Genomic DNA, 12338 nt, shown 5'->3' with positions numbered 1-12338 from the left:
ATAGGAAGAGAGTCATGACAAATCCTTACTATTCCCCATAGCCCGGACCGGAGAGCATCTTGGCACGACGGGGCTTTTTGCCCCCCAGGAAGATTCGTATTGCCTTCCCCGCACACATGAGAGCGAACACAGTAAAGATCGTTCCCCACACCACGGGCGGCAACGGAGTCACCATACTAAGATTCGTTGCGTCCCCCGCCTTAGACGGGTCCTCCAGCGCATACAAGATCAGCGAGAACGGCCCGAACACCGATTCCTCCAGTGTTAAGAACGCCAGCAGAAGGTAATAGATATCCCTCAGCCAACGGGGTACGAAAGCCAGCATGACCGTATTTAACGCTATAAAGCCAACGGTCCATATGATGCCGAATTCATTGCGGATGAACAGCACCAAAGCCAAGACAGCAATCAGTGTCATGAGCTGCAGACCCAGCTTTTCTTTTCCTTTTGCTCGGACATGGAATAAGAACAACGCAAACAGCGAAGCCATCATATAGCCCGACAAGGAGATGGGAATCATGCTCCAATTCGCCATCACGCGAGAATACGTCACGCCGCTATGGTTCGCATACAGCTCTATGTACATAACCTCTCCCTGCAGTGCCAGGGTAGTCACGGCATGGCCAAACTCATGGATCATCGTATCCAAGTTGCGGAACACATCGGAGAAGGGGATCAGGTGCGTCAGAAAGGCAGATAGGATTAGAAACAATACGGTTTTGATCAGATTGCTCATCCGCAATACGTCCACCCTTCTACATGGCATGAGGGGAAAAAAGCTCCAGAACCCCATAAGGGGCCCTGAAGCTTATATCTATGCGAAGAAATTACTTGAAATTCTTCAGGTTGTAGAATGCTTTCTTTCCTGGGTATTTCGCAACGGAAGCCAATTGATCTTCAATGCGGAGCAATTGGTTGTACTTCGCTACGCGGTCCGTACGGGAAGGAGCACCTGTTTTGATTTGGCCTGCGTTGGTAGCCACAGCGATGTCAGCGATTGTGCTGTCTTCGCTCTCACCGGAACGGTGGGAGATAACAGCTGTGTAACCTGCGCGCTGTGCCATTTCGATCGCATCAAAGGTTTCTGTCAGCGTACCGATTTGGTTGACTTTAACAAGGATGGAGTTACCGATGCCTTGCTCGATACCAGTGGACAGACGCTCTGTGTTAGTAACGAACAGGTCGTCGCCAACGAGCTGAACCTTGCTGCCCAGACGGTCGGTCAGAAGCTTCCAGCCATCCCAATCGTCTTCGGAGCAGCCGTCTTCGATAGTGATGATCGGGTACTTATCTACCCAAGCCGCCAGGAAGTCTACCCACTCAGCGGACGTGTAGGACTTGCCTTCGCCTTCGAGGTGGTACTTGCCGTCCTTGAAGAACTCAGTGGAAGCAACGTCCATACCCAGGAATACGTCTACGCCCGGCTTGTAGCCTGCGCGCTCGATTGCTGTGATGATCGTTTGAATCGCTTCTTCGTTGGAGCCCAGGTTAGGAGCGAAGCCGCCCTCGTCGCCTACGGCCGTGTTCAGGCCTTTTTCTTTCAATACGTTCTTCAGGCTGTGGAAAATTTCCGTACCTGTACGAAGAGCTTCCTTAAAGGAAGGAGCGCCCACAGGCAGAACCATGAATTCTTGAACGTCAACGTTGTTGTCGGCATGCGCGCCGCCGTTGATGATGTTCATCATTGGAACCGGAAGCTGCTTGGAGTTGAATCCGCCGAGGTATACGTACAAAGGCACATCCAGAGCTTCTGCCGCTGCGCGAGCAACTGCCATGGATACAGCCAGAATCGCGTTAGCACCCAGCTTGCCTTTGTTAGGTGTGCCGTCCAGCTCGATCATGCGCTTGTCAATCCCGACTTGATCCAAAGCGTCCATGCCGAGGATCTCAGGAGCGATGATTTCATTCACGTTCTCAACAGCCTTGAGAACTCCTTTGCCGAGGTAACGGCCTTTGTCGCCGTCGCGAAGCTCTACCGCTTCGTATGCGCCTGTGGAGGCACCGGAAGGAACGATCGCACGGCCGCGTGCGCCGGACTCCAGGTATACTTCTACTTCTACAGTCGGGTTACCGCGGGAATCCAATACTTCGCGTGCATAAACGTTAGAAATAGTGGTCATGACTACAATACACACTCCCATTTTTTTGATATGAATTTAACCGAATAGCGGCTTTCCTGTCATTTCTTCCGGCTGGCTTACGCCAAGCAGAGAAAGGACCGTAGGGGCAATATCCGCCAGAATGCCATCGTTTCTTAGTGTAACATTTTTGCTGGTCAAAATAAAAGGCACCGGGTTTGTCGTATGCGCCGTGTTACGGGTCCCGTCCGGATTCGTAACCAAATCCGCGTTACCGTGGTCCGCTGTGATCAATGCCACGCCGCCCTTGGCCAGAATCGCATCGACCACCTTGCCGAGACAATCGTCGGTAGCTTCAACCGCCTTAATGGTTGGCTCAAGCAAACCCGAGTGACCTACCATGTCCGGATTCGCAAAGTTCAGGATGATCACATCTTGACGCTCCGCTTCAATCTCCGCTACTGCTGCAGCAGCCACTTCATAAGCGCTCATCTCCGGCTGCAGATCATAAGTCGCAACCTTCGGCGAATTGATCAGAATGCGTGTTTCGCCCGGAAGCTCGACATCACGACCGCCGCTGAAGAAGAACGTTACGTGCGGGTACTTTTCCGTCTCGGCAATACGCAGCTGCTTCATATTGTTCTGAACCAGTACCTCGCCCAGCGTGTTATCCAGGTTCTTAGGCTTATACGCAACAAACCCGTCAACGGATTCGCTGAACAGCGTTAAGCACACATAATACAGCTCAGAAGGCACTTTATCGCCGCGATCGAAGCCGCGGAAATCGCTGTTCGTGAATACTTGGGACAGCTGAATCGCACGGTCCGGGCGGAAGTTGAAGAAAACTACTGCGTCTTGGGATTCCACCAAGCCCACAGGGCTGCCGTCTTCCTTCACGATGACCGTAGGCATAACGAATTCGTCAAATACGGATTTCTCATAGGATTCTACAATCGCCTTCATCGGATCCGTGTATTTCGGTCCGTCTCCGTACACCATGGCACGATAGGACTTCTCCGTACGCTCCCAGCGCTTATCGCGGTCCATCGCATAGTAACGGCCTTGCACCGTGGCAATGTGTCCTACGCCCAGCTCTGCGATTTTCGCTTGAAGCTGCTCCATATAGCCCTTCGCGCTGTCAGGTGCTACGTCACGGCCGTCCAAGAAAGCATGGATGTAAACATCATCCAGCTGCTCCTTCTTGCAGGCCTCCAGCAAGGCAAACAGGTGCCCGATGTGGCTGTGAACGCCGCCGTCCGACAGTAAGCCGTACAGGTGAAGCTTCTTGCCGTTATTCTTCGCGTGGCGAATGGCTCCGAGAATCGTTTCATTCTCGAAGAACTCACCTTCACGAATGGATTTGGAGATACGAGTCAGGTCTTGATACACGATTCGGCCTGCGCCGATGTTCAAGTGACCTACCTCAGAGTTCCCCATCTGACCTTCGGGCAGCCCTACCGCCTCACCGCACGCCGTCAGCGTCGTATGAGGGAATTCCGCCCAGTACCGGTCGTAGTTCGGCTTCTTCGCTTGGGCAACCGCGTTGCCCTGTACGTCGCCGCGAAGCCCGAAGCCGTCGAGAATGATTATCGCTACCGGTTTCGGTCTGCTCATCTTACTTCGCCCCCTCGACAAGTGCGATGTAGGAGGCCGGTTCCAAGCTGGCGCCGCCTACGAGTGCCCCGTCGATATCGGAAGCTTGCATGTATTCCGCAATATTGTTCGGCTTCACGCTGCCGCCGTATTGAATGCGCACTTGGTCCGCCACTTGCTGGCCGAATAGGCCTGTTACTAGTTGACGGATGTAGCTGATCACTTCGTTTGCATCGTCAGCCGTAGAGGACTTGCCCGTACCGATCGCCCAGATCGGCTCGTAAGCAATGACCACTTGAGCCGCTTGTTCAGCGGACAAGCCTTGGAGAGCCGCTTCCGTTTGCACCTTGCAAACTTCCTTCGTTTGGCCGGCTTCACGCTCTTCGAGCTTCTCGCCTACGCAAACGATAGGAATTAAACCGTGCTTGAAGGAAGCAATTACTTTTTTGTTAACGGTCTCGTCTGTCTCTGCAAAGTATGCACGACGCTCCGAGTGTCCGATGATAACATAATCAACGCCGAGATCTTTCAGCTGGACGCCGCTGATCTCGCCCGTGTAAGCGCCGTTGTCTTCCCAATGAAGGTTTTGTGCGCCGACCTTCAGGTTCGTGCCTTTTACCGCCTCAACCAAGGCAGGGAGGTTTGTGTAAGGTGCGCAAATGACGCTGTCTACGCCATCTACTTCCGCTTTGCCCTTAACCTCGTTCACGAAAGCAATGGATTCTTGAACGGTCTTGAACATTTTCCAGTTACCCGCAATAATCGGTTTCCGCATGGATCCTGTCACTCCTTATTTATCGTTCAGGGCTACTACGCCTGGAAGCTGCTTGCCTTCCATGAATTCCAAGGACGCGCCGCCGCCTGTCGAGATGTGGTCCATCTTGTCCGCCAGGTGGAACTTCTCCGCTGCCGCTGCAGAGTCGCCGCCGCCGATTACAGTATAACCGGCTGTCTCCGCGCAAGCTTCCGCTACGGCTTTTGTTCCTTCCATGTACGGAGTCAATTCGAATACGCCCATCGGTCCGTTCCAAACTACAAGCTTGGAGTTTTTGATAACGTCAGCATAAATTTTACGAGTTTCCGGTCCGATATCGAAGCCTTCCCAGTCTGCAGGGATGCTGTCTACAGGGACAACCTTCGTATTCGCATTGTTGCTGAAGTCATCGCCAACAACGATGTCCACCGGCAGAAGGAAGTTCACGCCTTTTTCCTTAGCACGACGCTCGAACTCTTGAACCAGCTCAAGACGGTCCTTATCGAGCAAGGATTTACCGATCTCGTAGCCCTTCGCTTTGAAGAAGGTGTAGGACAACCCGCCCCCGATGATGATGTTATCAGCAATCTCGATCAGCTTCTCGATAACGCCGATTTTATCTTTTACCTTGGAGCCGCCTACGATCGCCGTGAACGGACGCTCCGGGTTGTTCAGCGCTTTGCCGAGTACCTCCAGCTCCTTCTCCATCAGCAAGCCGGATACGGCTGGCAAGTAATGAGCGATGCCTTCTGTAGAAGCGTGTGCACGGTGAGCTGCGCCGAACGCATCGTTTACATAAACATCAGCCAGCTCGGCGAATGCCTTCGCAAGCTCCGCATCATTCTTCTCTTCACCGGCATAGAAACGCACGTTCTCAAGCAGTAATACATCGCCATCGTTCAATGCAGCAACTTTTGCTTTTACCGCTTCGCCGATCGCTTCGTCTGCTTTCACAACCGGCTTGCCCAGCAATTCGGACAAACGGGCGGCTACCGGAGTCAAACGAAGCTCTTCCACCACTTCGCCCTTCGGACGGCCCAAATGGCTTGCCAGAATCACCTTCGCGCCGCGTTCTACCAAGTATTTTACTGTAGGCAATGTTTCACGAATCCGTGTATCGTCCGTAATTTGGCCGTTTTCGAGCGGTACGTTGAAATCTACCCGTACAAACACTCTTTTGCCGCTAACTTCGATATCCCGTACGCTTTTCTTGTTCATCCCGCACGCCTCCCGAGGTCGTAATTTCCGTATCTATATGACCTTTCCTACTTACACACAAAAATTGTGGAAGAAACGTTTTTGTCCTAGGGGATTTCGCGCGAAGCGAACGGGGGTGTGCTGAAGAGCGTCAGCGAGTTGCCTTTGAGTTCGGATTGTTTCCATACCATCTCATTCATACAATCCGAACTCAAGGAGCAACCGTAAGCACACCCCCTTCGCGTCAGACAGCGGACACCCTAGGACAACCTACGTTTTTCCACAATTTTTAACTTCTTACAAACCTTTTTTCGCGATGAAGTTAGCCAGATCCACTACGCGGTTGGAGTAGCCCCACTCGTTGTCGTACCAGGAAACCACTTTAACCATGTTGTCGCCTACAACCATAGTGGACAGAGCATCGATTGTGGAGGAAGCTGGGTCACCGTTGTAGTCGCTGGATACGAGCGGCTCTTCGGAGTAGTTCAAGATACCTTTCAAAGGACCGTTAGCAGCTTCTTTCAAAGCAGCGTTAATTTGATCTACAGTTACGTTCTGGGACAGTTCAACAACCAGGTCGGTAACGGAAACGTTTGGTGTAGGAACACGCATAGCCATACCGTTCAGCTTGCCTTTCAGCTCAGGCAGTACCAAGGAAACGGCCTTAGCAGCACCTGTAGTGGAAGGAATGATGTTCTCGGCAGCTGCGCGGGCACGGCGAAGATCCTTGTGCGGCAGGTCAAGAACGGATTGGTCGTTCGTGTAGGAGTGAACAGTAGTCATCATCCCTTTAACGATACCGAACTTGTCGTTCAATACTTTCGCGAACGGCGCCAAACAGTTTGTCGTACAGGAAGCGTTGGAGATTACTGTGTGAGAAGCTGCATCGTACTTGTCTTCGTTAACACCCATAACGATGGTGATGTCTTCGTTCGTAGCAGGAGCGGAGATGATAACCTTCTTCGCGCCGCCCTTCAGGTGAAGCTCAGCTTTTTCTTTCGCAGTGAAAATACCAGTGGATTCAACTACGATTTCAACGCCGTTAGCGCCCCAAGGCAGGTTCTCAGGGTTGCGCTCAGCAAATACTTTAACCGCTTTGCCGTTAACGATCAGTGCGCCTTCTGTAGCTTCTACAGTAGCGTCCAACTTGCCGTGAGTTGTGTCATATTTGAGCAGGTGTGCCAGTGTATTTACATCCGTCAGGTCGTTGATAGCAACGATTTCAACCTCAGGGTTGTTCAAAGCTGCGCGGAATACGTTACGTCCGATACGTCCAAATCCGTTAATACCTACTTTTACCATGTGTATGGCCTCCTAAAAAATTGTTTTTTTATGGTCAAGACAGAGCTAGGCTCCGTCATGATATCAAACCGTCGATTCGCTTCACGATTTCCATGGCGGCCGCTTCATCAATGATGAGGATGTCTTCATGGCCGTGCAGCAGCACCGAAGCAATCGCCTCGCCTTTACTCTTCCCACCTGCAACGCCGATCACCGTATCCATCTGCTGGATATCCTCGATCCGTAATCCGACGGTTGGCATCTTATGTAGGATGTTCCCGTCACGATCAAAATAATACCCGAATGCCTCAGCCAATGCCCCATCCCGCTGCAAGCTTTCCTTCGTAGCTTCATCGACCTTCCTGCGCCTTGCCATGACCAGAGCATCCCCGATCCCATGGATCACGATGCGGGCCTTCCGAATGAACTGGATAATCTCGAGAATCGTATTATCCTGCATCAGCGTCTGGTAAGCTTCCTCGCCCAGATGATCGGGTACGTGAAGCAGCCGATATCGAGCGCCGGTCTTCTTAGCCATCGTAGAAGCAATAGTATTCGCCTGAAGCTCCACACTCTCGCCAAGTCCGCCGCGCGCCGGAACGAACCAGCAGCCCTTCAGCGGCGTCGTCGCAGTCAGATGATAAGCTACCTCCGCCAGCGTCGAGCCTCCCGTGACAGCGATGACCTCATCGCTTGCCATTTGCTTACGCAGCACGGCCGCGCCTGCGCGCCCCAGTTCCTTCTTCGTGTGCGGTGACACATCCGAATCGCCGGGTACGATTACAACCTGTTTCAGTCCGTAGTGGGAACGAATACGCTCTTCCATCTCCGTTAACCCGAACAGGTCCTTCACAAGCGGCTCGATGCTCTCCAGCAGCTGTCTGCCGCTGTAGCTGATGCGCATCCCGGAAGCTTCGATCTCGATCAGCCCTTGCTCCTTCAGGAAATCGACTTCCCCGCGAAGAATCCGCTCCGTCGTATTCAAGGATACGGCAAGTGTTCTTCGGCCTACGGTACCGGAAATCATGATGTGCTGCAGTATGGTATACCGCTTCTTCATGGTGTCGAGCAAATCCGGCAGAAGCTGCTTCTGAATATCAAGGATTTCTCTCATGGTACACTCCCGCCGCTTCTGTTGGACACTTTTCGTCCCAGTACTACATTTTTAGTCCCACTTGCTGATTTCATTATATATAATCTTGGTTTAAATTTCAAGGAGGTGCTTGAAAATTCCACTTGATACCTTTCATCATTTGGGGCTTGCAATTTATCGCCGGGTATCATATAATAAGTTTCGCTGTCACTTAAATAAATATTGTGCGCTCGTGGTCCAATGGATATGACGTAGGCCTCCGGAGCCTGAGATCAAGGTTCGATTCCTTGCGAGCGCGCCACTTTTACCTAACTAGTTTCTTTTTTGACTGGTTTTTTTATTTTATAAAGTTTGACCTTTCTTGACCTTTAACCGATAATTCGGTAAAATAAATACAGCCTGAGAATGTTATCCCATTATTTGCGTATACATACTCAGGCATGTGATAATCCTTGTAATGATAAAAAGGAGGCTGCAGCTTATGAGTTTCATTCCAATGGTTGTTGAACCGGATGCAAGAGGAGAACGCGCATATGATATTTACTCCCGTCTGCTGAAGGACCGCATTATTTTTCTCGGAACCCCGATTAACGACGTTGTAGCCAATGCAATTATTGCGCAATTGCTGTTCTTGGCTGCCTCCGACCCGGAAAAGGACATTCACCTCTACATTAACAGCCCAGGCGGATCCATCACTTCCGGTATGGCGATTTATGATACGATGCAATTCATCAAGCCTGATGTGTCCACTATCTGCGTAGGTATGGCCGCTTCCATGGGAGCGTTCCTGCTGGCTGCAGGAGCGAAGGGCAAGCGCTTTGCTCTGCCGAACAGCGAAGTGATGATTCATCAGCCGCTTGGCGGTGCCGAAGGCCAGGCCAGCGACATCGAGATTCGCGCGAAGCGCATCCTGAAGATGCGCGATAAGCTGAATACGATTCTTGCCGAGCGCACAGGCCAAACCTTCGAGCGCATTGAGAAGGACACCGATCGCGACAACTTCATGAGTGCTGAAGAAGCACGTGAATACGGTCTGATCGATAAAGTTATCGAGCGCGTGTAAACAGAAAACCGACTCCGTCACATAACTAATGTGATGAAGTCGGTTTTTTTATTCTCCCGTATAAAAATAAAACACATGACTGCGCATCCCTGCCTCAACTGTGATCTTCAATTTCCTACCCGGCTCAAAGGGCTGATCCGGCTTGAAGGAGACCCCGGTCATGGAAGCGCCCGATACTCCTGGAATGTACTTCTCCGGCTCATCTGCATACCTCACTCGAATTCCTATGTTATCCCGGCTCCCCCGCCACCCGGCGCTTACCGTAACGTCCTTGGACACGTCTCTCGCTTCGGCCACAGGATGAGTAAAGGTAACCCAGGTTTTTTCCTCGTAGAAGTTCCATACGACCCACAGAACGCCGCAGACGAGAAGCACACCCACTGAGCGAAAGCCCTGTTTAGCCGTAAGCTGTAGCGTAGAGGTGCGGGTAAGGAGCGCCCTCACCGAAGTAAACAACGTGATCGCCCCTGTGACCGCTAGCCAAGTGTGTAATGACATGCCCGCCAGCCAGCCTGCCGTATCGTTCGGAGCCCATCCGCGAGTGAAGCTCCCATCGTACAATTGCCACATCACGAAGGCCGGCAGCTGAGAGAGGAGCAGTGCAGCCATTCCTAGACAAGCTATGACCAGAAGTCCCTGCTTTACCGACCTTGCAGCTGCTCGCTTGACCGTTTCAGCCCCTATTATACAGAGGAGCCCACCCAATACTGTAAACGTGCCCCACAGCCCGATCTCCGCCTCCTTCACCTCACCGAGCAAGTACCATGGCACGCTCGGAACGTAGAGGCTGCCGATTGCAATCGCGGAAATGCCCGCAATGCGAATCCATTTTTCCGCTGATGCTTGGATCCCGCTGTTTTCCATCCCCTAATGGCCCTCCTTATACACGTATCATCTATTCAATTGGATAACGCTTTTCAGCGCTGCAAAGTTCCGCCACCGAAGAACATTGTCAGTCGTTTATCAGCAGCATATCAGGAACGCAAAAAATCCCCTCCAGTCACGAGGACCGGAAGGGATGAAGCTTACACCTTATTCTCTTTCATCCAACGGATAAAAAATGAGATCAATCGGAAAGGCCGAACCTGCCGGAGGACTAAACTCGATGTCCAGCGATTCCTCCTTGCCTGTCGTACGGGCCAGAATCTGCATGCCGTCGAACGCGGTCATGACACCGGACTCCGGCACCAGACGGATGTCGCCGTTGATCTTGAACGGCCCTTTGAACACGCCGCCCTTCGGCAAAATCATCACCGCCATCTTCCTCGGCTTATCGGCATGGATTTTGTAGACCACGCCGTAGTTTCCTTCGTTCAGCACGTTCTGCTTGCGCATCGGGTCATAGCCGGAAACAAACGGATCTTCCTTCCCATCCCCGATGATGAGTCTTGAAGCCTTATCGAAGTTGGTCGCGTCAATCGTCCAGTTCACCTGGGATACCGGGAAGGATCCGCGCACGTGGCCGTTGAACGCCAGAAGCGGCAGCCGCTGCAGCGTATCCGATGTTACCTTATCCGTAGCTACGAAGGAGAACTGTACCTTACCGTCGGTCTCCACATCGTAGAACAGGTTCACGCCTTGCCCCGGATAAAACTCGGGAAATTGCTTGTAAGTAAATGTCTGCCCTGCCGGTACCGTCAAGCTTTCCGTCAACGGATCATTCAGCAGGAAATCCACCGTCGCCTCGCTGCCGATGAGATTCGCATAAACGGACGGCCATACCTCGCCGCGGTTCGTCGTTTTGATCGTAACGGGCTTATCCGTCATGTTTTTCGCGAGGATCGCCAGCGTTACCTTTTCCTTGGTTCCGTTAATGTGATCCGCATACAAGCGTCCCTTGCCGTTGACCTCGTCCTGATACAGAATCCCCTTCTCCGTGAATTCCTCCGGACTATCGCTGACCAGCAGCAAGCGGGATTTATCCTCCTCAACCTGCTTAGGCAGCTGCGGCAAGTCCCAGTAATGGCCGTAAAGTATACTCCAGTCGGTCTTAATGAAGCTGCCGACCGGCTTCTTATAAAGAGGGTATTCCACCTGGCTCAAGTACGTTGTATTCTCAATGACGAGATTTCGCGTATATCGTGCACTTTGATTTCCATGGCGATCCGACACGGTCAGAGTAATCGGGTACGTTCCCGGCTCGAAGTAGACATCTTTCTTATTTTCCCACTTCCAGTCCGCGATGCCCTCCGCATCCGGGTCGTAGCTCAAGTCCACATACTTGATCGTTTCCCCGATTTGGTAGGTCGATTTGGCGAAGGTAAACTTGGCCACCGGCTTGGAATTGCCGGAATTCGGATTAACAATGCCGCTAGGTGATTTCACATGGATGATCTCCACACGACGGAGCTCATCGTTGTACTCATATCTCGCACCCATGTAATCTGCGAGCCAGGTCAGCTTGATCAGCAGACGCCCGTTTGCCGTAATATGAGCGACCGAATCGAACGGCACCATGACGCCATTGATCCAAACCGATTTATTATCGCTGTCGAGCGTTATTTTCGTTCCTGGAGGCGTCATTTCGATTTGTCGGGTTGCCGCATTCCATTCCACCTTCACACCCAGGGCATCGCCCAGGAATTTGGCAGGTACGAACATTTTGTCCTGAATGATCGTCGCCGGTGCGTCCAAAGTGATTTGCGTGTTGTTGTAGAACGCCTCCGCCTTATCCACATAAAGCAGGATATGCGTAGTACCGGACGATACCGGCACCTCTTGCTCTGCGGCTCCCGCCAGCGGGGCCAGGCATAACGTGAACAGCATACCGATGATCAACAATAAGGCCAGTTCTCTTCTTAGCGGTTTCATTTCCGTTTCTCCTCTTCTCTCTACATCCTTCGTTGCCCATGCCAAAAAAACCTCACTGCACAGACAAACACGTCATCTTAGACGCATGTCATAGCAAAAAGGTTTCGTTGGGACACCGCGGAATTGAACAACCCGAGGAAAAGAAAAAGCTTCCTTGCGGAAGCAATGGGACCGGGCTATTGGTTCTCCAATTCCTCTTTACTAACCAATGTGACTAAAGCGTTTACAGCCTGCTCAGCGTCCGAACCTTCCGCACTAATGTGTACTTCTGTGCCTGTGCTGATCGCCAAACTCATAATCCCCATGATACTTTTGGCATTCACTTTCTTCTCGTCCTTTTCCACAAAGATCTCAGAAGAAAATTTGTTAGCCTCCTGAACGAAAAGCGCCGCCGGTCTGGCATGAAGACCTGTTTTCAACTTGACGACTACTGGGCGTCTCGACATGCAACCAATACCCCCTACAATC

At 51.9% G+C, this 12338-nt stretch carries 11 protein-coding genes and 1 tRNA gene; 2 read left to right on the top strand and 10 right to left on the bottom strand.

Going from position 1 to position 12338, the window contains the following annotated elements:
- Positions 1–28 precede the first annotated feature (28 nt).
- The 7 genes from QMO62_RS19415 to QMO62_RS19385 form a co-directional block, all read right to left on the bottom strand.
- Entirely contained in the window at positions 29–736 is a 708-nt protein-coding gene (locus QMO62_RS19415) for a M50 family metallopeptidase (protein ID WP_284643435.1), read from the bottom strand.
- Between the two features lie 91 nt (positions 737–827).
- The gene (gene eno / locus QMO62_RS19410; protein WP_284643434.1) at positions 828–2120 is read right to left on the bottom strand and encodes a phosphopyruvate hydratase; all 1293 of its coding nucleotides are present in this window, start codon (positions 2118–2120) and stop codon (positions 828–830) included.
- A gap of 36 nt (positions 2121–2156) precedes the next feature.
- The gene (gene gpmI / locus QMO62_RS19405; protein WP_284643433.1) at positions 2157–3692 is read right to left on the bottom strand and encodes a 2,3-bisphosphoglycerate-independent phosphoglycerate mutase; all 1536 of its coding nucleotides are present in this window, start codon (positions 3690–3692) and stop codon (positions 2157–2159) included.
- Position 3693: 1 nt separating this feature from the next.
- Positions 3694–4446 (bottom strand): triose-phosphate isomerase, encoded by a 753-nt coding sequence (gene tpiA, locus QMO62_RS19400; protein ID WP_284643432.1) that lies wholly within the window; start codon positions 4444–4446, stop codon positions 3694–3696.
- Positions 4447–4461: 15 nt separating this feature from the next.
- Positions 4462–5643, bottom strand: coding sequence for a phosphoglycerate kinase (locus tag QMO62_RS19395; protein ID WP_284643431.1), 1182 nt, complete (start codon positions 5641–5643; stop codon positions 4462–4464).
- A gap of 276 nt (positions 5644–5919) precedes the next feature.
- On the bottom strand, positions 5920–6924 hold the full coding sequence (gene gap / locus QMO62_RS19390; protein WP_284643430.1) for a type I glyceraldehyde-3-phosphate dehydrogenase: 1005 nt from the start codon (positions 6922–6924) through the stop codon (positions 5920–5922).
- A gap of 55 nt (positions 6925–6979) precedes the next feature.
- Positions 6980–8017: a sugar-binding transcriptional regulator gene (locus QMO62_RS19385; RefSeq protein WP_284643429.1), complete on the bottom strand. Its 1038-nt coding sequence runs from the start codon at positions 8015–8017 to the stop codon at positions 6980–6982.
- A 205-nt stretch (positions 8018–8222) separates the two neighbouring features.
- Between QMO62_RS19385 and QMO62_RS19380 the strand changes: the two genes are divergently transcribed.
- Positions 8223–8297, top strand: a tRNA-Arg gene (locus QMO62_RS19380).
- Positions 8298–8477: 180 nt separating this feature from the next.
- Positions 8478–9059, top strand: coding sequence for an ATP-dependent Clp endopeptidase proteolytic subunit ClpP (gene clpP, locus QMO62_RS19375; protein ID WP_284643428.1), 582 nt, complete (start codon positions 8478–8480; stop codon positions 9057–9059).
- A gap of 48 nt (positions 9060–9107) precedes the next feature.
- On the opposite strand, the gene QMO62_RS19370 is transcribed toward clpP, so the two are convergent.
- The 3 genes from QMO62_RS19370 to QMO62_RS19360 all read right to left on the bottom strand — a co-directional run bounded on the left by QMO62_RS19370 (position 9108) and on the right by QMO62_RS19360 (position 12316).
- Entirely contained in the window at positions 9108–9923 is an 816-nt protein-coding gene (locus QMO62_RS19370; RefSeq protein WP_284643427.1) for a hypothetical protein, read from the bottom strand.
- 168 nt (positions 9924–10091) lie between these two features.
- Complete coding sequence (locus QMO62_RS19365; RefSeq protein ID WP_284643426.1) at positions 10092–11870, bottom strand: stalk domain-containing protein; 1779 nt, start codon at positions 11868–11870, stop codon at positions 10092–10094.
- A 176-nt stretch (positions 11871–12046) separates the two neighbouring features.
- Entirely contained in the window at positions 12047–12316 is a 270-nt protein-coding gene (locus tag QMO62_RS19360) for an HPr family phosphocarrier protein (protein ID WP_010500412.1), read from the bottom strand.
- Positions 12317–12338: the final 22 nt, after the last annotated feature.

Source organism: Paenibacillus silviterrae (assembly GCF_030167925.1).
Classification (GTDB): Bacteria; Bacillota; Bacilli; order Paenibacillales; family NBRC-103111; genus Paenibacillus_G; species Paenibacillus_G silviterrae.
Note: the sequence above shows the minus strand (reverse complement) of the source record. Positions and strands in the feature narration are given on the sequence as shown.

Excerpts from the sequence above, each read along its gene's own strand:
- QMO62_RS19415 (WP_284643435.1), bottom strand. The coding sequence starts at position 736 with ATGAGCAATCTGATCAAAACCGTATTGTTTCTAATCCTATCTGCCTTT.
- eno (WP_284643434.1), bottom strand. The coding sequence starts at position 2,120 with ATGACCACTATTTCTAACGTTTATGCACGCGAAGTATTGGATTCCCGC.
- gpmI (WP_284643433.1), bottom strand. The coding sequence starts at position 3,692 with ATGAGCAGACCGAAACCGGTAGCGATAATCATTCTCGACGGCTTCGGG.
- tpiA (WP_284643432.1), bottom strand. The coding sequence starts at position 4,446 with ATGCGGAAACCGATTATTGCGGGTAACTGGAAAATGTTCAAGACCGTT.
- QMO62_RS19395 (WP_284643431.1), bottom strand. The coding sequence starts at position 5,643 with ATGAACAAGAAAAGCGTACGGGATATCGAAGTTAGCGGCAAAAGAGTG.
- gap (WP_284643430.1), bottom strand. The coding sequence starts at position 6,924 with ATGGTAAAAGTAGGTATTAACGGATTTGGACGTATCGGACGTAACGTA.
- QMO62_RS19385 (WP_284643429.1), bottom strand. The coding sequence starts at position 8,017 with ATGAGAGAAATCCTTGATATTCAGAAGCAGCTTCTGCCGGATTTGCTC.
- clpP (WP_284643428.1), top strand. The coding sequence starts at position 8,478 with ATGAGTTTCATTCCAATGGTTGTTGAACCGGATGCAAGAGGAGAACGC.
- QMO62_RS19370 (WP_284643427.1), bottom strand. The coding sequence starts at position 9,923 with ATGGAAAACAGCGGGATCCAAGCATCAGCGGAAAAATGGATTCGCATT.
- QMO62_RS19365 (WP_284643426.1), bottom strand. The coding sequence starts at position 11,870 with ATGAAACCGCTAAGAAGAGAACTGGCCTTATTGTTGATCATCGGTATG.
- QMO62_RS19360 (WP_010500412.1), bottom strand. The coding sequence starts at position 12,316 with ATGTCGAGACGCCCAGTAGTCGTCAAGTTGAAAACAGGTCTTCATGCC.